Origin of the sequence: Shewanella sp. K8, from assembly GCF_028823715.1 — a bacterium.
GTDB classification, from domain to species: Bacteria; Pseudomonadota; Gammaproteobacteria; order Enterobacterales; family Shewanellaceae; genus Shewanella; species Shewanella algae.
In genome coordinates, this window is record NZ_JAPEHY010000001.1 from 225,345 (window position 1) to 245,337 (window position 19,993).

Annotated in this window: 14 protein-coding genes; 8 read left to right on the forward strand and 6 right to left on the reverse strand. The window is 48.5% G+C overall.

What is annotated here, in order from left to right; all coding sequences use genetic code 11:
• Position 1: 1 nt before the first annotated feature.
• Both ON072_RS01065 and ON072_RS01070 read left to right on the forward strand, forming a co-directional pair.
• Entirely contained in the window at positions 2–7,009 is a 7,008-nt protein-coding gene (locus ON072_RS01065; RefSeq protein ID WP_144128456.1) for a calcium-binding protein, read from the forward strand.
• A 258-nt stretch (positions 7,010–7,267) separates the two neighbouring features.
• Positions 7,268–8,482, forward strand: coding sequence for an EAL domain-containing response regulator (locus ON072_RS01070; protein WP_274625908.1), 1,215 nt, complete (start codon positions 7,268–7,270; stop codon positions 8,480–8,482).
• Here ON072_RS01070 and menE read toward each other — a convergent pair.
• The 5 genes from menE to ON072_RS01095 all read right to left on the reverse strand — a co-directional run bounded on the left by menE (position 8,465) and on the right by ON072_RS01095 (position 14,316).
• Entirely contained in the window at positions 8,465–9,892 is a 1,428-nt protein-coding gene (menE, locus tag ON072_RS01075; protein ID WP_274625909.1) for an o-succinylbenzoate--CoA ligase, read from the reverse strand. The genes ON072_RS01070 and menE overlap by 18 nt on opposite strands.
• Positions 9,893–9,945: 53 nt before the next feature.
• Positions 9,946–10,989, reverse strand: coding sequence for an o-succinylbenzoate synthase (gene menC, locus ON072_RS01080; protein ID WP_446741082.1), 1,044 nt, complete (start codon positions 10,987–10,989; stop codon positions 9,946–9,948).
• Positions 10,989–11,777: a 2-succinyl-6-hydroxy-2,4-cyclohexadiene-1-carboxylate synthase gene (gene menH, locus ON072_RS01085; protein WP_274625911.1), complete on the reverse strand. Its 789-nt coding sequence runs from the start codon at positions 11,775–11,777 to the stop codon at positions 10,989–10,991. The genes menC and menH overlap by 1 nt, the downstream gene beginning before the upstream one ends.
• Complete coding sequence (gene menD / locus ON072_RS01090; RefSeq protein WP_274625912.1) at positions 11,777–13,498, reverse strand: 2-succinyl-5-enolpyruvyl-6-hydroxy-3-cyclohexene-1-carboxylic-acid synthase; 1,722 nt, start codon at positions 13,496–13,498, stop codon at positions 11,777–11,779. The genes menH and menD overlap by 1 nt, the downstream gene beginning before the upstream one ends.
• A 137-nt stretch (positions 13,499–13,635) precedes the next feature.
• Positions 13,636–14,316 (reverse strand): LysR family transcriptional regulator substrate-binding protein, encoded by a 681-nt coding sequence (locus ON072_RS01095; RefSeq protein WP_157771182.1) that lies wholly within the window; start codon positions 14,314–14,316, stop codon positions 13,636–13,638.
• Between the two features lie 681 nt (positions 14,317–14,997).
• Here ON072_RS01095 and ON072_RS01100 point away from each other — a divergent pair.
• The 5 genes from ON072_RS01100 (at position 14,998) to ON072_RS01120 (ending at position 17,947) form a co-directional block, all read left to right on the forward strand.
• On the forward strand, positions 14,998–15,462 hold the full coding sequence (locus tag ON072_RS01100; protein WP_025010743.1) for a hypothetical protein: 465 nt from the start codon (positions 14,998–15,000) through the stop codon (positions 15,460–15,462).
• 76 nt (positions 15,463–15,538) lie between these two features.
• Positions 15,539–16,000: a nitrite reductase gene (locus ON072_RS01105; RefSeq protein ID WP_044735454.1), complete on the forward strand. Its 462-nt coding sequence runs from the start codon at positions 15,539–15,541 to the stop codon at positions 15,998–16,000.
• A 12-nt stretch (positions 16,001–16,012) separates the two neighbouring features.
• Entirely contained in the window at positions 16,013–16,696 is a 684-nt protein-coding gene (locus tag ON072_RS01110) for a 4Fe-4S dicluster domain-containing protein (RefSeq protein WP_025010745.1), read from the forward strand.
• Positions 16,693–17,634, forward strand: coding sequence for a cytochrome c nitrite reductase subunit NrfD (gene nrfD, locus ON072_RS01115; protein ID WP_028780006.1), 942 nt, complete (start codon positions 16,693–16,695; stop codon positions 17,632–17,634). The genes ON072_RS01110 and nrfD overlap by 4 nt, the downstream gene beginning before the upstream one ends.
• 22 nt (positions 17,635–17,656) lie before the next feature.
• Positions 17,657–17,947: a cytochrome c3 family protein gene (locus ON072_RS01120; RefSeq protein ID WP_025010747.1), complete on the forward strand. Its 291-nt coding sequence runs from the start codon at positions 17,657–17,659 to the stop codon at positions 17,945–17,947.
• Between the two features lie 194 nt (positions 17,948–18,141).
• On the opposite strand, the gene ON072_RS01125 is transcribed toward ON072_RS01120, so the two are convergent.
• The gene (locus ON072_RS01125) at positions 18,142–18,567 is read right to left on the reverse strand and encodes an Lrp/AsnC family transcriptional regulator (RefSeq protein WP_028780007.1); all 426 of its coding nucleotides are present in this window, start codon (positions 18,565–18,567) and stop codon (positions 18,142–18,144) included.
• Between the two features lie 141 nt (positions 18,568–18,708).
• Here ON072_RS01125 and yjeH point away from each other — a divergent pair, with 141 nt between their 5' ends.
• Positions 18,709–19,974: an L-methionine/branched-chain amino acid transporter gene (gene yjeH, locus ON072_RS01130; RefSeq protein WP_028780008.1), complete on the forward strand. Its 1,266-nt coding sequence runs from the start codon at positions 18,709–18,711 to the stop codon at positions 19,972–19,974.
• Positions 19,975–19,993: the final 19 nt, after the last annotated feature.

Consider the following 19,993-nt stretch of genomic DNA (forward strand, 5'->3'; position numbering starts at 1 on the left):
TATGTCTTTAGGGAATTTACATGACAATTATAACGCACATCCGGAGCTAAATGATGCTGCAGGTAACCCAGCAACCACCTATTTAGCTGCCAGAGATAATATGTTAAAGAGAAAGGAAAATGAGGCTTTATTTGTAGGAACTGTAGGGGGCGTTGGTGGGGTCAATGTATCCCGAATCCATAATGATAGTGTTGGAATTCCAACTATAGGATACGGTTTCAATTTAAAGGCTCATACGGCAAAGCAAATCCGCTCTGCATTAACTCATTCTTTTGGGGGGACTCTTTCTGCAGATCAAGAGCAAGGTATTCAGATTTTAGAAGCATGGCGGAATCGTACTGCATATAACGGCACTACTTTTACTGATGCGGATATTATTGCTCTAGCCGAAGGTACAGGTGGTTTGGCTGCACACCAAGCTTTGATTCAAAGTATTGCTTTAACAGAAGCGCAATCGACAATCCTATTGCACGCATATTTGGATGGTTCAGCTGGCCTGCCTGCAGTTGATGGCGCTTTCGGTTTAGGTAATGCTGATTCTGTAGGTCAATCTACTGAGCGTTTAGCGCTGCTTGATTTGCGCTATGCTGGCCTTCTAGGTGACGGTATTAAAGATGCCATTGCGGGTAAAAATCAAGCTGCAGAGTCGCCTAGAGCAGCTGCTTGGTTTGAAGCTAGATACCACCATGGCAATACAGGGGGGGCATTGCAGACTCGTCGCGCTATGGATGGCAGGTTAATTGGTCTGGTACAGGAGGGCCTCAATGCAAAAGATGAATTACAGGAAACTTTGGTTGCAGTTTCTTATTTATATAAGTATCACTTTGATCTGATAAAACAACGTGATGGAAGAGATAATTTCGAAGCGGCGATTGCATCAGAGAAGGCTTTGATAGAGGCTACTTATACACAAGGTAATGTGGTGGACTTTATACAAACTACTAACCAGTATGGGAATATTGATTTAGCACCTCAACAAAGTGGAATAGACCGTAATTTATTAAATGATTTGATGGTTGGTGATGATAGAGGGAATAAAATTGAAGGTGGTGATGGACATGACTATCTTTATGGTGAAGCTGGCGCAGATAAACTTTACGGTGGTGACGGCAACGACATCCTCGATGGCGGTACCGGTGTCGATACCATGTCCGGCGGCACAGGCAACGATACATACTATGTTGACTCGCTTCTAGATGTAATCGTTGAAAATGCAGGTGAAGGTGATTCAGATACCCTTATATCCTCGGTAGATTATGCCGTAGCAGATGGGCAATATAAAAACATTGAGCGCTTTGCTTTAGATACGCGTAATGGTGGCAGTGGTGAACGCTTGGGTGGGAACGAGTTTGATAATATTCTTGTCGGTAATCAGCTTGATAATATCATTTTAGGTGGTAACGGGTCTGATACCTTATATGGTGGCAAAGGCAACGATCATCTAGAGTCTGGCGAAGAAGATGTTTACGGTGAAGGCAAACTAAATCTGCTTCAAGGAGGAGAAGGAAATGATACCCTGATAGGTGGCCATGGCGTTGATCTGCTCTATGGTGGAACAGGAGATGATAGCTTATTTATCGATAAAGGCGGACTTTATGCTTCCAGCCCTGTCGATCCAAATTATCAAAAGCTTGGCACCGAGTTGATGAATGGCGGTGAGGGCTTCGATACCTATTATGTAGGTACTGCTTCTAATTATGCCATCATTGAAGACTCTGATGGTCAAGGCGAAATATATGTCAAAGCAGATGGGGTTGGAGATAAAACTTACAAGTTGACAGGCGGTACTTTCTGGGGAAAACAAACTATTACAGAAACTGGCCTAGAAGCTGACGGATATACACTTATACACTCTGACGGCACCGAAAGCCAAATCACGGTTGCTTATGAATCTGATGGCAGTCAAACATTAATAGCTTTTGGATTTAATATTCCTAATTTCTATAATGGAATGCTAGGAATAAAGCTTGAGGGTGGTCGTGTCGATTCTGGTAATAACACCGTGGATGATGTCCTTAAAAAACTAACTTTTGATGACCAATTCACTCCCGAAGAAGTAGATAAAATAAGAAATGCAATTAGAGATGTCTACGATAATTCTGCAATAGCTCGAAAGATGCTTAAGGAATTTGCTGTTATTGGTAATAAGGATATCAATATCAAATTTTCCGAGAACGGCTTTAGTTCAACATTAAATGGTCGAGACCCTTCTTCTGACAATATTAGTAATGGCGTTAGCGTAGCTGGCGTGTTTATTGATCTAAATTGGCTTCAAAATAATAGTTATATTAGTACCAATGGTGTAGCTGTAGAAGATACTCTAGAGGCTGCTCTTATTCATGAGTTAGTACATTTAATGAAGGGAACTTCCGATACCAGCTCTCCTGGTGAGAAAGGAGAAACTGTAGAGTTCGCTAACTCCATTTATCGCGAAATGGGTATAGCAGAGCAAGCGTCCTATGCTGCTTATGATTCAACCGGCAACACTCATGCTATTGGCTATGAATACACACAAGGTCAAACAATCGACCGGGCATTCACTTTACTGTCTGAAAATCCAAATATGGATGATCTTGATACCACCGAAGGGGGTATATTAAAAGACCTCATTATCGGCAATGAGCGTGATAATGTAATTAACGGTGGTGATGGCAGTGACTATTTATATGGCGGCGATGGCAATGATACCCTTAAAGGCGATAAAGGGTGGGTGGGACGTATTGACCCTGTAATAGAAAGTAATGATGTCCTGTTTGGCGAGGGTGGCGATGACACTCTTGAAGGCGGAGAAGGCAATGATATTCTCTATGGTGGTACGGGCAATGACAAGGTTCTTGGAGGAAGAGGTAATGACCAACTCATAGGCGGTAAGGGTAATGACCTGCTTGATGGGGACGTAGGTTATAACAAATATATTTTCTCTAAAGGTGATGGGCAAGACACCATTGGTGCCAGCAGATATCGAAGTTCCAGCGATGAATTAGTTTTTACAAGTGAAATTAACCCTACAGACGTTGTATTCGCTCGTGAAGGCATTGACTTAGTCTTTCGCTTCATAGATACCGACGACCAAATCACCATAAGAGGCCATTTCGAAACTTCAGGTGGTTGGGGTTCATTTGTTCAAGCCACCTTTGCAAATGGAGTGGTGTGGACATCTGAATATATTAACTCATCGTTATTACAGGGAACTGAAGGTGACGATAATATCGTTGGTTACGTTGGAGATGATGTAATTAGTGGTCAGGAAGGAAATGATATTATTGAAGGCCAAGAAGGACATGACACTATATCAGGCGGATCCGGTGATGACATCCTTAAAGGTCAAGGCGGCGATGATAGATTAGATGGTGGTATCGGTAATGATACGTTAGATGGTGGTTATGGCAACGATATTATTACCGGAGGTAAAGGTGATGATATCATTGAAGCTGGTGATGGCATAAATACCATTCATTTTGCTCGCGGAGATGGGCAAGATATAATTTCATATGAGTCAGAATTTAATAATTCTAGCAGGTCAAATCACCTAGTGTTTGCTGATGACATTTCAATTAATGATGTAAAGCTGTCAAGAAATGATGATGATCTGTTGATTGAAATCGTCAATTCGAATGATCAGATAACTGTCGAAAATTATTTCAGAACAATCGAACTTGATTATGGTTCTGTATTAGATGATATAGCCTTCTCCGACGGAACTATTCTTATCAGTACTGATATTCAGTTATTAGTACTCCAAGGCACAGATGGCGACGATAAGTGGCTGGTTGGCAATGAGTTAAATGATGTCATTGATGGTGGATTGGGGGATGATGTCATTGATGGATCATTTGGTCGTGATACATTAACAGGTGGAAAAGGTAATGATGTCGTAGATGGAAGCTTCGGTAACGATACTTATATTTTTTCTTTAGGTGATGGACAAGATGTCTTTAAGGACTCTGTTTATTATTCGGTGTTCGAATTAACGAGTAAATATTCTAGTTTAGAAGATCGAATCAACTTTACCGATATAAATTCTTTCGATGTACATGCAAAACAAGTCGGTGATGACTTGATTTTGACTTTTAATGAATCTAATGACCAGATTACTATTGAAGACCAATTTAGTCGTAGCTATTCAACTACAACTTATATCGAAGAACATGGGATTGAGTATTTTACCTTTTCCGATGGTGTAGAATGGAATATAGATGACCTCATTGTTCATTCATTAAGCGGAACTGAAGCTGATGATACGATTTATGGTTTCAACCGTGCTGACACTGTGAATGCTGGTTTAGGTAATGATATTGTTTATGGTGAATCCGGAGAAGATGTTATCCATGGTGGAGCGGGGAATGATTCCCTATACGGTGGTGATGACAATGATCAAATCTTTGGAGATTCAGGACATGACTCTATACATGGTGGACTTGGTGACGATCAACTATACGGTGGTGAAGGAAACGACACGATAAAAGGTGGCTATGGTCATGATATGCTCGATGGTGGTGCCGGTGATGATACCTTGATTTCCTTCGACGATATTTATGATACAAGTGGTAAGACCCTTATCGGTGGTACCGGGAATGATACAATTTACGGCTCATTTGGTAATGACACCTATCATTTTAATCTTGGGGATGGACAAGACCACATCATCGCCACCAGAAAAGAACAAGCTTATTCTAACTTTGCAGCCACTAACGATACCTTGATTTTCGGTGAAGGGATATCTGTGGAAGATTTAAGTTTTGAGCGACACGGTGAAGACATGGTAATTCAAGTCGGTAATGGTGGCGATAGCATTACTGTCGAGAATTGGTTCTTATCATATACCGATCACTTCTTGGTTAATAACTTCCAATTCAGTGATGGTACAAGCCTAACTGTCGCTGACATTAACAAGCTTGTGGTTCAATTAGGTACGAACGTAGGTGAACAAATCGTTGGTTCAGAAAATGACGATCGTATCTCGGGACTGGGTGGAGACGACCAACTTTTTGGTTTGGGCGGTAACGACACGATCAATGGGGGAGAAGGCTCCGACTACATAGATGGTGGCTCGGGCAACGATAATCTAGTTGGTGGCGTTGGTAACGATACGTTACGTGGCAACAGCGGTGATGACACATTAGTCGGTGGTTTGGGTGATGACGGTTACCTTATATATGCAGGTGATGGTCACGACACATTGGATGTGGGTGACGGTGGTGTAGATAATCTATTTCTTCAAGATATCAATTTTGCAGAATTGACTTTTAGCCAAGACGGTGACGATCTTTTAATACTCATTGGTGATGGTGTGAGTCAATCAATTCGAGTGCTAAATCATTTTGTTGGTGGCGAATTTGCCCTTGATCACCTAAAAAGCGCTGATGGCAGATGGCTAAGCACAATTGATATCAATGACCTAATGAATGTTGACCCAGACCCGACGCCAGACCCAGATCCGACACCAGACCCAGATCCGACACCAGACCCTGACCCGACACCAGACCCTGACCCGACACCAGACCCTGACCCGACACCAAATGTTGGCGGTGATGATGTCATTGTTGGCACAGACAATGGCGATATCATATTTGGTGGTGTTGGTAATGACAAGTTGACTGGAGGTAAAGGTGATGACGTGTTATTTGGTGGAGCAGGCAATGATGTCTTTTGGTTCGCTAAAGGGGACGGCCAGGATGTTATTGAAATTAGCACCGGTGTAAATGTTATTGAGTTTGCAGAAGACATTTCATGGCAAGATGTCGCACAAAACTTGTCTAAGTACGGCGATGATCTAATCTTAAAAATTGCCGGTGGCCCAGATCAAGTAACGATTTCTGATTTCTTTATTTATGGTGCGAATGTACTTAGCGATTTTAAATTTTCGGATGGAAGTAATTTAAGTCCTGCGCAAATTTTTGGCGCTTTTGGATTACCCGTCCCGAATGCAAAACCATCAACTAGTACAGAGACCATTTTTGGTGATTTAGACGACAATACTATCAATGGTACTGATGGTAATGACGTATTAAATGGACAGAATGGGAATGACACATTAGTAGGTGGTCTAGGTAACGACATCTTAATCGGTGGCTTGGGTAATGATACTTTCGTGTTAAGCAAAGGTGATGGACAGGATGTTGTGAATGCATCCGGAGGCGGCACTGATACCATTTTATTCAAGTCAGGCATTAGCTTTAATGACATAGCGTCTTCATTGATGAGAATGGGAGATGATTTGATACTTGGTAGTGGCGATAGCCAGGTTACTATTTCCAATTTCTTTTTAGGTGGAGACTACGCAGTTGATAATTTCGTATTCGAATCGGGTGGAAAGCTAAACGCGGCACAGATCTTTGGTGCTTATGGCTTAACGCTTCCTGATGTAGAAGAGTCTGATCAAAGCTTGAAATTGCCCGATCAACGAGCCTTCGCTCAAGTCATTAAGGGCAATGGAAGTAATCAAGGCCTTTTCGGTTCATCTGATGATGAATTGTTGTTAGGCGAAGGTGGTGATGATGTTCTCTCGGGAGGAGCTGGGAATGATACACTTATCGGCGGAAGTGGTAATGATAATTACTTATTTACATTAGGTGATGGTCAAGATGTGATTATAAACCAACACTCTGATACCGAAAGCGTTGATATATTGTCTTTTGGTACAGAAATCACCAGTTCACAGGTTAGCGTCTCTCGTCTAAATGATAACTTAGTTCTTCATATCGATGGAACTGATGACCAAGTTACAGTACAGGACTACTTTGTGAGTAACGGTGACAATATTCACAGTTTAGACTCCATAGTTTTTGCAGACGGCAATACCTGGAGCGTAGATGATGTATCACAAATGGTATCTCTCTCAAAGACCCTTAGTTCCGAAGTAAATGGTGTTTCCGAGGCTGCATCTCTCGATCAATCATTCAATTTGCTAGTTCAGTCTTATGCTGCATTTGATGGTGAAGCTGATTCTGACTTGAGTAATATTAAGGGGGATCACATGAACGTGTTACCTATAGTTGAACGCTACTAAAATTTAACATAGCTCTATAGACAAAAAGCCGTGCTGTTTTTCTCAGTACGGCTTTTTAATTTTTAATAGTGAAATTTAGCTCCTAGGACCACAATGGTTGTTGGTCGCGATTCAGCATAAATGATTTTTATGAGTTTTGGCGTCACTTTTTCTTGATATTTGTAACTCTGAATGCCTTATTGCATGCAAGTTTTCCGTTGGCCGACTTAACCTAAATAAGTAGTTGCCTGAACCATTATTACTTCTATAGGCAGACTCATGAATAAACTCAGGGTACTGATTCTTGAGGATCATCCGTTTCAACGCACTGTGCTGGAGCATAATCTCAAGTCGTTGGCCTGTGTGGATGTTGTTAGTTTCGGCAGTGCAACTGCAGCCTTCTCTTGGTTAACTCAGAATCGCGAAGTCGACATAGTCATCTGCGACCTGATGATGGCCGGAACCGATGGACTGTCATTTCTGCGTCAGGCAAGGACTAGGTTTAAAATTCGTGCCGTAGCGCTCTATAGCGATGTGGACAGAGAGTTGCGCCGGGCAGTATCGCAGATGGTCAAACTGTTGGGGTTTCAATATATGGGAGACTTGGCCAAGTCTCCCACAATTGAAAACCTGAGCTCAATGATTTGCCGTTATCGCGAGTTGAACGAACCTCGTCAGCAAACGCTTGAGCCTGAAAGACAAACCGACTGGGTATCTTTGAATTTCAAAGACTTCAAGGATGCAGTTATGGATCAGCAGTTTGTCGGCTTTTACCAGCCCAAGTTCCACGTATCTGATTTGCAGATTGAAGGCGCCGAAGTCTTGGCGCGCTGGAATCATCCCGTATTTGGTCTCTTGAGTCCGGCACTGTTTATTGAGCCTTTGATCCGCTATGGGCTGCTGGATGAAATGTTTCTGCAGCTATTCCGCCAGGGGATAAGGCTGCAAAAGCAATTGCTGGAACAAGATTATCGCTTGTCGCTGGCCTATAACCTGGATATTTCTCAACTGAACTCCACTGAGCTGGTATATCAGATCTCCAAGTTGATCCGTGACTACAAGTTGCCACCGAAATTGGTCACCATAGAGATCACCGAGTCCGGGCTTATCTCGGCACCGGCCCTCAATATGGAAAACCTGATCCGTTTACGCATGTTGGGTTGTGAACTGGCCATTGACGACTTTGGTGCAGCTTATTCTTCTATGGCTCGTCTGTGTGAGCTGCCTTTTTCACAAATGAAACTGGATGCCTGTTTTGTGGCTGGTCTGGATACAGAACCCAGATGCAAGGCAGCGATTTCCAGTGTAATTGCATTATCTGACTCGCTCGACATGCAGTTGGTGATTGAAGGTATTGAGACCGAGGCCCAGCTCAGATTGCTGCAAAATCTTGGCTGCAACCTGGGGCAGGGATTCTACTTTTCCAAACCCTTGAGTGAAGCCGATTTTTGCAAGCGTTTTTTGAATAGTCAGACCCTAATGCTTCGCGGCTGAGCTGACAGCCGCAATAAGCTGTTTACGCTGCACCTTGAGCCCATCTGCAACCACTTGCGGCCAGGGATAATAGTGCCTCGGGCGTTTAAAGCGGGCCAGCTTGTCTGCCAGGAAGGCGGTCAACTCGGCTTCGCTCGGTACTTCTATGCTTCGATATTGCAAAATGGCGGCCGGCAGTAAACCAAACTCGGGGTTATCTTCACCAAAGACGATGGCATCCATGATGGCAGGGTGCCGTTTCAGCGCCGCTTCCACCTCTTCCGGTTGAATATTCTCGCCGCCGCAGATAAACATATTGTCGAGCCGCCCCTGAATATGCAGTAGCCCATCATGGCTCCAAAAGCCTTTGTCCTTGGTGCAGAACCAACCGTCTTGGGTCTCTTTAACTATGCTGCCATCCGGCTGCAGGTAACCCATGAACAGGGTCTCACCCCTGACCCAGATAACTCCTTGTTCTATTTTGAGTTCGCGCCGGGGTAACAGGCGGCCACTACTGCCATCGCTGCGGGCCATTCCCGTGGTGATCTGCGAGCCCATCTCTGTCATGCCGTAACTGGTAAAAGCTTTCACCTTCAAGGGGGATAGCCTGTCCAGCAGGCCTTGGCCTATGGCGCCGCCGCCAAGTAGCAGGCACTTTACCCCCATAAGGCTTTCGGGGCTGTCGTCCAATAGGCGTTGCAATTGGGTGGCCACCAATGAGAGATGAGTGATGGCATCGCGCCTTAACTGCGCCGCCATAGTCAGCTTATTATCCGGCAGCACCACGGCTGCCGCAGCCAGGGCGCAGCGATTGAGGATTGCCAGACCACCGATATGGAACAGCGGCAACGAGAGTAACCAAGCATCACCACTCGTCAAAGGGATCAACTGCCGACTGCCATTGGCGTTGGCGATATGGTTGTTAAGGCTGTGGACTGCGGCCTTGGGGCTGCCACTGGAGCCTGAGGTAAGAATGATATTGAGCGGCGTATCGGCCGAGACAGTGGCTATCTCGGTAGAGGGACTGTTCAAATCTAAGCGGGTCGAATCTAAGGTGGCAAAATCCGCCTGCACTAGGGTGATATCCCGCGTTTGCCAAAGCTCATTCCGGGCGTTATCCGGACACCAGATAAAGCGAATATGAAAACGTTCAAGCAGCTCCTGAAGCTGACTATCCGGAAACTTGGGTGACAGCGGGCAAAAGAGCAGCCCCAGATCCAAACAAGCCCAATACAGCAACATCAGCTCGCGGCAGTTGGCGGCCACACAGGCCAGTTTATCCCCGCGCTGCAACCCCAAGGCTCGAAGCTCGGCGCCGAGCGCCAACACCTGCCGGCTTACTGCCTGATAACTATGGCTGATACCGCCCTCTACCAAGGCGATGGCATCTGGAGTCTGTTGGCCACTGAGGTGAAGGGGCGAGTAGGTCATGCGCTTTCCTGTTAATGAGATTGCTGGTTACAGAGGTTGTCTGAGCTTGGCAGTTACAGACAGGGCCACTGACCCAAGAGTTCCAGCTCGGCAAAGTCCAGACAAGGTTTGTGCCCTTGGCCGACAATAATATCGCGTCCGAAAGGCGCCTGAGTATCCAGTCCGGGGGCTTCGTTGGGGGTCAAGAGGACACTGACCGCCTCCAGATCGGTAATTCCCAGAGAAGATTCCAGGCTGGAACTCAACAGGGCGCGCACGCCGGCCGCTTCGGCCTGTTCGATCAGGGTTTGCAGTCTGGTTAAGCTGCCGAGCAACATGGGTTTAAGCACCAGCGCCGTGAGACCGCTCGCGAAGTCATTGCAGTCAGGTACAAACTCACGTTGCAGCAGACTTTCATCCAGGGCATAGCGGATCCCTGTGGCCTTGAATAGGGCCGGGTTATCGTCGGCGCGGCGGCAGGGTTCCTCAATATATTCAATGCTGGCCTTGGGCAGACAAGCGCAAAAATCCACTGCTTGCTGATACTCAAAGCCCTGATTGGCATCCAGCCTGAGTTTGAGATGAGGTTTGGCGGCCAATACACCATGGATCAGTCTGAGCTCCTGCTCCATGCTGGTCTGGGCGACCTTGATCTTGGCTCTGAGAGCCGTATCGGGAAGCGCCGCCAGCCTTTGTTGCAGCAGCGCCAGTGGCTCTTCTTCCCTGTGATAGATGAGTGGAATGGTTTCAAAGGCCGGCCAGCGCTGTGGCAGTTGTCCTTTGAGTTTGGCATCGAGCAGACTTAGCCCCCAGGCGAGCGAGGGATACTGACAGGCATCGGCCGCCTGACTCAACTCCAGCTCTTTGGCTGCCAGTGCTGGCATCAGCGCCAAGGCTGCTTCTGTCACCTCCGCCAGCGATTCACGGCTGAAACCCAGCAGTGGCTCGCCGTTGGCATCCAGGCCGCTCAGAGGAGCGACTTCTACAAAATGTTCTTCATTGCCGTAACAGGCCTTGATAATCAGCCCGGATCTCTGCTCGATTCTTTGCTTACCCACAGGTAGTGAGGTTTCCAGCGGCAGCCTATAGCGGGCCAGTGACAGTGAGTCTGGATGCATCATTCACCCCTTGAAATCGCGTTCAGGGCGCCTTTGAGCGCCGTGGCAAAAGCGCCGGGTTGGGCCTGATGGCTATTATGGCCCGCATCGGCAATGGTATGCAGCTTGAATCCGGCTTGTGGCTGCCAGGCCTTGGCGAAAGCGTTAAACTTGGCATCCTGCTCCCCTAGGTAGTAGTGGCTTGGGCAGGCAAGCTTGGCCGGCACCTGGCGCAGATCCTGTTGCAGTGCCAGTGAGGTGGCCTGGTAACAGTTGATTAGGCCAAGCGGCTGCTGATGGCGGCGTTTTTCGATTAAACGTTCACGCTCGGCGCTTGATAGGTCGGCAAATACCGCTTGCTGATACCAGAGGGCCAGCACTTGTTCAATCGGCATAGTGTTAAAACGTTCGGCCCACAGCTTATCGGCCATCGCCCTCTGGTGACGTTCATCATGGGATAACAGGCCCGGGTGACAGGACTCAAGATGCAGGCTCAGCAGCGCCTCGGGCCAGGTTTGAGCTAGATGCAGCGCGATACGGCCACCAAGCGAGTATCCCAATAAGTGAAAGCGTGGGATGCCAGCCTTGAGCAGTGTATGACGCAGCAAGGCAACACAGTCACTGAAGCCCGGGCTGTCGATTTGGATATCACCGCTGCGACCATGGCCCGGGAGATCGACCGCAATACAGTAGTAGTCTTGACTCAGGTGCGGCAGCAACTCGCGCCAATCATGGCTGCTGCCGAGAAAACCGTGCAGCAGCACCAAAGGCGGCTGGGTTGCTGAACCCTGAGTCGTTGTGGCTAACATCAGCTTTGCTTTACCCATTGGCCTATGCTGGCTATCTGGTCGCTGGCCTGGGTTTGGCTGATGCAAACCTCAATAACCGAGGCGCCGTTATAGTTGAGCGCTTCACTGTAGGCATCCATAAAGCCCTGGAAGTCTTCTACCCTATTGTAGGGCAGGCCAAACATGGCCGCGCCATAACCAAACTCCAGTCCGTGGCTTAATCGGTAATAGTGAGCCCTTACTTGCTCGTCCGGTACCGGCAGGATATTGAAGATATTGCCGCCATCATTGTTGAGTATCACTATCACTAATGGCCCCTGAGCCTGGCGTGCCAGCGCCAGAGAGTTGAGGTCGTGCAGCGCCGATAGATCGCCGAGTACCAAGGTGGTGGCCTGGCCCTTGTGGTTGGCGACGCCACAGGCACTGGCCAGCAGGCCATCTATCCCCGAAGCGCCGCGGTTGGTATAGGTGATGGCGGCGCAGCAACTGATGGGCGCGAACATATCATAAAGTCGCACCGGCAAACTGTTACCGATAAAAAGCTGCTGCTCGCCGGTTCGGATTGCCGCTATGGCCCTGATCACCTGGGCCTCACCGAACTCGCCGTTATCGATTTGGCGTACAAAGAGCTCATTGAGCGCCTCATTCTGGGCGGTGAGCTCCAGCGCCCAATTGGCGGAGGACGAGCGTGGCCACTCAAGCGCGGCTATCTGCTGTAGCTCTGCCAGCCAGATCTGCTTGGGTTTATGGCTGGGATCCAGGCGCATCTGCTGCGGCAATACTTGCCAATATTGGTGCCAGTTCTGCTGTTCAAGATAACTTATCAAGCGTTTCGACAGCAGGCGTCCACCAAATACCAGTGCCCGGTCGGCCTGTTGCAGCAGGGCTCGGCCCTTGGGGTTGAGCAGCAGTTGGTCGACATTGCCTATCGCGGCAGGATGTTGACGCAGCTGAGACTGGGCATCTGTCAGCAGCGGCCAACCGAGTTTGCTGGCCAGTTCGACCAACTTTTGTGGATTATCGGCACTATCCAGGGTGCCGGCGATGATAACACCCTTGCCGTGAACAAAACGCGCCATGGTATCCCAACTGGGGACTTGTCCCATGCCTACAACTGCATATTGGTTATAGGGTGTGCTTGCCTGTTGCCAGCTCGCCAGAGGTTGCAGGTAGTGCTCTATGGCCTGGCTTCTGGGGGCATCCAGGCTGCTTGGGTACAGCGGCTCACGATACATACAATTGATGTGGACCGGCATGCTTTGGTTGGCCACGGCTTCATCAATCTGAGTCAGCAGTGCCTGAGGGGCTATGGCCAGATCCGGTGTAGGCAGGTTCAACTGCTTGGCATATTGGCCGAAAATCGCCGGTTGGAGTATGGCTTGGTTGGCGCCGCAAGCTATCAGCTCAGGCGGTCTGTCGCCGGAGAGCACGACCAAGGGGACTTGAGTCAACCAGGCCTCAACGATGGCCGGATACAGGTTGGCAACGGCCGTACCCGAGGTGGTGATAATGGCCACCGGAGCCCGACTGGCCTTGGCGAGCCCGAGCGCCATAAAGCCCAGTCCACGCTCATCGAAGTGCAGGTGTTGTTTTAGTTTGTCCTGGCGGGCGGCTGCCAGCGTCAGGGGCGTGGAGCGCGAGCCCGGCGCCATGCACACATGCTGAGCCCCAAGGCGTGCCAGTTCTTCAAGTATGAGGGAACCCCAAAGGAGATTGAGTTCGGCGTGAGAATTGATTTGCATAAACAGCTTACCCAGTATCGAATGCTCATTAGTGTACCGCTTTTGGCAGCGCTATTGTATGAACTCTTGGGCAAATCTGTCTGTATACCTCAAGGCCAAAGATCGGCTGAGATCGGGTTCAGATTGATATGGCAAGCCTACAGCAAGGTTCCGCTCACCAAACGCAGTTGTGAGCGAATCCATTCCAGATCCGGGTCTTGCTGGCCGCTGGGGCTGAGCAGTGTCAGAGTCAGTGGCTCAGTGACATTGAACAGCCGGGTGGTTTCCATTTCCGACAGTTTGCAAAGGTGTAGCAGGGGTTCTTCGCCCAGCAGATCGAATACTGCCTTATAGGGCACCAAAGCCACCGCCTGAGAGGCTTCCAGATAGGCACTCAGGGAGGAGATGCCGGTGATGGTCATCTCGACATTTAAATCCAGATTGTTGATCCGGCAGTAGTCTTCAAATGGGCTCAGGCTGTTGGGCCCAAGGCCCAGGTCTGTATTGATATAGGGATACTCGGCTATGGTTTCCAGTGTCAGTTCACGGGACAACAGCGGATGATTCTTGTTGCAGATAAGGTAAAGGCTATCCAGCTTTCTCAAGGCTTCTATCTGTAACTTATTGCCGATTGCCAGTAAATCCTGCGGGTAATGGCAACTGCAAAGCCCGGCACTGATGTTGCCGTCTATTATTCCTTGCAATGAGTTGCAGCCCCAGGAGTTCAAATTGATATGCAACTGCTTGTTCTGTTGTTTAATGGCCTGCATCAAGGCTTTTGGGTAGGCGTAGGATATCAGCCCTGGGGTGACCAGCTCGAAGTTTTTGTTTCCAGCCAAGGTTGGGTTTCCAAGATGATTGAAGCCCTTGGCACAGTCGACTATTTCTTTGGCAATAGGGTAAACCTTGGCTGCAAATTCATTTGGAATAAGGCCATACTTCTTTCTTAAAAATAGCTCGTTACCAAAAATAGATCTGGCAGTTTTTAAACAACGGCTTATTTTTGGTGCGGGTACATTTAGAATTTTGGAAACATGTGTTGCAGACTTGTTCTCATATAAGCTAACAAGAATGGAAAGACTAAGAATATCCAGTTTTTCAAAGTCAATATGGTTCATCTGCAATACTCCTTTAGTGGTACCCTCGATATCTATATTAACCAGTTTTTTCAGAAAAAATAATTTTATTCGAAGCTATTTTTGATTCTGTATTCTAGATCACTAAATGCTGGGTTTTAGGTTAATTAAAGGTTGTATGTGAGAGGGATTCTCATTACGCCTGCATATTTCAAATAGTGAAATAGTGTATTTTCAAATATCGTTTTATCTAAATTCAATTTCTTATTTTTAGCAGTTTGTTTTCTAGAAAATGGCAATGTAGTCAGTGTCTTATGTTTTGTTTTTTCAGTCTTTCTCCGGATGGTTATTTGATGATGATCAAAATTTATATTGCTGTAGATAGTAATAATTCAACTGCGCAATAAGCGCATTAAAAACTAAAAATGATGTTTGGAGGGTTATATGGATACTTCAGTTATTCTAAGTTATGCCTTTATCTACTTCGTGCTTTTTATTGCAGTACCATTCGTGCTGGTGGTATTTGTGATGACATGTATCAAGTTCTTTAAGTCAGATGAAAAAAACGCCGAAGCGATAAAGCTCAAGAATCGGTTCTTTGACAAACAGAGTTTAGACTTTTTTAAATCTCTGAAGTCTTTAACCAATGGTCGATACGAAGTTTGCAGCAATGTAGCTTTGGAGTCAGTGGTTGATATTGACCCACATGCGCCTGCAAGTCACTCACGTCTGGACTATGTATTGATAGATCAGAATTCTTCAGAAATAAAAATGGTAATTTCAGATTTCAGTGATGCTGAAAGTGCCAATTCAAAGAGCCTACTCGAAAAACTCAACGTTCGCCTCATCGATATGAAACGCTCCAATCCCCTGGATGCACAGCATCTTGAGCAGATGTTGACGGCTTAGGCTGCAATAACGGGTGGCGGTGCTGCGCTGCCACCCTTGAGTCCCTGTTAGATCCAATTGAAAGTGAGGACCCGAGATGTCCAGTATTCGATGGCGTGCAATATTAGGCGCGGCCTCTTTGACTTGTTTGTTGGGAGTGAGCGGCGTTGTCTATGCCGAGACCGCGTTGAAAATTAACAGTGATCCCTGTGTGAAGTGCCACAAACGCAATGGCTTAATGCAGGGACACCATGGCCAGGATCAGCTCAATATGAGTTGCAGTACCTGTCATGGCGAAAAAGGAAACCATCCAAGAAAGCCCAATGATTTAAGGGTATTTACTCCTCAGGAAGGGATTGCACCTGCGACCCAGAATGCCACCTGTCTCAAGTGTCACCAGCCGCAGAAATTGGCTGAAAAAGAGTGGACCCACAATGTTCACGCCGACAAGTTGAGCTGCGCCGCCTGCCACAAGCTGCACCCGTTGGACGATCCAATGAAACAAGCAACAGGCAAACAGCACAGTAAGTTGTGCCGCGACTGTCATACGGCCAACTAAGGGGTAAGAGTAATGGAAAATTCCAGAAGACGTTTTTTAAAAGGGGGCTGTGCCCTGATGGCCGGTGCCTCTCTCTATCCATTGAGTGGCAATGAAGCGGTTGCCAGTGCCGATCATGACTCGGGGATCAATTATGCCCTGCTCCATGATGAAACCAAGTGTATTGGTTGTAACGCCTGTAGTGACGCCTGTCGGGAAGTCAACCAGGTACCTGAAGGGGTTTCCCGGTTGGAGATTATTCGCACCGGCCCTTACGGCGAATACCCGAACCAGTTTTATCACTTTAGCCGTAAGTCTTGTCAGCACTGTGAAGACGCTCCTTGTGTCAACGTCTGCCCAACAGGTGCGGCGTTCAAGGACAAGAAAACCGGCATAGTGACGGTCGACGCCTGGAAGTGTGTCGGTTGTCAGTACTGTATCGCGGCTTGCCCCTATCAGGTGCGCTTTATCAACCCTGTTACCAAAGCGGCCGACAAATGCGACTTCTGCCGAGAGACTCAACTCAAGCAGGGTAAACAGCCGGCCTGTGTGGAAGCCTGCCCAACCAAAGCCTTGGTATTCGGTAACCTGAAAGATCCGAGTTCAGAAGTGGTGCAGATGATTCGGGCCAACCCAACCCAGAGATCCAAGGTCGATCTCGGCACCCGGCCCAAGCTGTTCAAGATTGTGGCCAAACAGGGGGAGATTAAGCTATGAGTCCTTTTCATTTTGATACTTTGGTTTGGCACTGGCCCATTGCGTTTTATCTGTTCTTCGCCGGGGTTTCGGCGGGCGCTATGTTCTTTGCCGTGCTGTTGAAAAACCTTTGTCTGAAGCAGGATGCCTGGCGTTCCGGCTTTGTCCAGGCAGCTTGTTTGGTGGCGCCGATCACTGTGATGGCGGGCTTGGGGATCTTGGTAATCGACCTGACCAAGCCGTTCCATTTCTGGAAGATCCTGGTGTTCTATAACCCCACTTCAGTGATGTCCATCGGGGTGATGATCCTCATGGTTTACATGGTGTTCATGTTTGCCTGGATTGCCATGGTATTCCGTCAACCGATAGATGACTGGTGTGAGCAACGTTTCCCCGTGGTGCTTAAAGTGACAGGCTTTTTGGCCAAGCATGAGCCCAGTTTGACAGGTCTGTTGCTGATCTTCTCCCTGGCACTGGGGGCTTATACTGGCTTCCTGCTGTCGGCTCTGCCCGGTTACCCCATGCTGAAGAACCCGGTATTGCCTCTGCTGTTCCTGATCTCCGGTTTGTCTTCCGGTGCGGCGGCGTCTCTGCTTGGTGGTGTGCTGCTCAAGGGTAATCCTGACGGCAAGGAAGTGCACTTTATTCACAAGATAGAGATCCCTCTGATCCTGGTGGAAATTGCGGTGATCTTCACCTTCTTCGCCGGCTTGGTACTCACCGGTGGCCAAAGCAAAGTCGCGGCCTTCAATGCCATAGGGGAAGGTTTCTGGGGCTGGGTATTCTGGCTGGGGATCCTGGGTTGTGGCCTCTCTATTCCACTGGCCATGAATCTGTTTATGACCGCCACGGCCAAGCGTAAATGGTCTTATGTGGCTGCGACAGCAACCCTGAGTCTGTTGGGGGTCATTTTGCTGCGCCACTTCATCCTGTACACAGGACAAATGACGATTGCTTAACCCCCATAAAAAGGAAAATGTGATGTTGAAAAAAATGCTTCTGATGATGGCTCTGGGTTTCTCCGGTTCACTGCTGGCGGCCCCAATTGCCGATTCCCACACGGAAATGTCCGGCTGCGAAGCCTGCCATAAAGATGGTTCGCCTTCCGCCGACTATGCCTTTGAAAACGAGCAATGTGCTTCCTGTCACGGTGATATGAAGTCGCTCGAAGGTGAGGCTCACAAGAAACATGATGGCGTGCTCAGCTGTACTGACTGTCATACAGCTCACGAAGAAAAAGACCCGGCAGCGGGTTGCAAAGACTGCCACTGATAAGAGGTTAAGGAATGCGGCGGCTTTGCAGTCAATAACAAGCACCGCCGCATCCTGAAGCAGCGTTTTTACGTTGCTGACAAGGAAGTGATTGGGCAGGAAGCCACTTTGTTATTGCGCTTTTGACGCATTTCCCGATCCTCCACGGGACTCGCCACCTATTGAGCACGCGGGTGGCTTTTCTTGGTTTTAGTTCACTGGTTATTAATCCACTCGCTCATCACCACATGGGTTTTAATCTTCACTATCTCGGTGTGTGTGTCGATATATTCGCGGATCTCATGCAGCCGCCGCATGGATGGGGTTTTGACAAACACCAGCAGATCCATGTCGCCTGAGATACCATGACAGGTCACGACTTCCGGAATCGCGTGAAACACATGCACCACATCGCTGCAGCGGGGGCACTTATGCTGAATTTCAAAGTAAGCACTCACAGCTTCTTTTTGGGATTCGCTGAGTAGCAGCTGGTAACCGCGGATTACACCGTTTTGCTCGAGCTTCTTGATCCTGTCCGAGACAGCGCTGCGGGACAGCGACACTTCGGCTGCCACATCTGAAATGCTCCGACGGGCGTTTTTTTTAAGCGCATTAATGATTGCTTTATCGAACTTATCCATGCTACCTGACGTTTTGAGTGTTTTTTGCTGATTTGCCGTCATTTTGTCGGCCTAAAAGCCGTATTTGACGGAAACGAATGACAGAAAGTCTGCCGGAGAACGACTATACTGGCGCCATTCAAGATACTGATAATTTAGCAGATGAATCAAGTTACAGGAACCATAGGACGCTGGCAGGGCGCCGGCTTAATGGCCACCACATTGTTGGGTACCGGGGTGTTTATTTTGCCGCAGATGACGGTCGCCAAAGCCGGTAGTGGCGCCTTGTTGGCCTGGGCTTTGCTGACCCTGGCCATTATTCCAGTGACCCTGGTGTTTGCCCGTCTGGCCAGTCGTTTCCCTCACGCCGCCGGGCCGGCTTATTTTGTCGAACGAGCCTTTGGCCGTACCCTGGGTCGCACCATAGGCCTGAGCTTTTTGATGGCTGTGCCTATCGGTGCGCCCGCCGCCATTTTGATGACTTTCCAATTCGTTAATGCGCTGGTTCCCGTGTCCGGCTGGGTTCAAGTGGGCTGCGAACTCTTGGTTCTGCTCGGGCTCTGGCTACTCAATCTCAGGGGGATTCAGGTTTCTGCCAAGGCGCAATTTGCCCTGACACTGGGAATTGTGGCCGTGGTGGTAATGATGTTCGGCGCCGGTGGTGCCAAGGCCGGTGAATTGGTGTCTTTGACTGCTCATTCCACTCCCGATTATGACGGCGTGATGCTGGCGATAGGCATCGCCTTCTGGAGTTTCCTCGGTGTGGAGGCCATGACCCACTTGGCCAACGATTTTCGGCGCCCGGATCGGGACTTGATCCCCGCCATGGTGATAGGGGTGATTTTGGTCGGCGCGGTTTATTTGGCCTGTACCTTGCTGTTATTGCTGGTGGAAGTGGATACCAAGGTCGCCATGATAGGCGCATTCGATACCCTGCTCGGCGGATACGGTGCTCAGGTGATAGGTGTGCTGGGTATTGCCAGTGGTCTGGCGGCGGTTAACGTTTATGCCGCCAGTGTATCGCGGCTGCTTTGGAGCTTCAGTACCGAGGGGATATTGCCGGCCTGGTTCCGTGAGCGTAACAGTTATCAGGTACCGGTCAGAGCCTTGTCGGCCGTGCTGGGTGTGATGGGGCTGGTGATAGTGCTGACCTATATTTCAGGCCAACAGCTGGAGCAGCTTATTGCGTGGAGTAACGGGGTATTTGTGGTGATCTATCTCTTGTCTATGCTGGCAGCCATTCGCTTGCTGAGCAAACGCTACCTGCCTTTGGTACTGCTAAGCTGCGCGCTTTGTGTTTTGCTGGCGTTTGCACTCGGCAGCGCCATGGCCTACGCCCTGGGGTTGCTCTGTGTGCTGGCTGTGTTGTTGACACTGCAACAGCAGTGGCAGAAACGCCAATTGCCGCCGGTGATCCCTATGCAATAAAAGCGCGCAATAAAGGGCG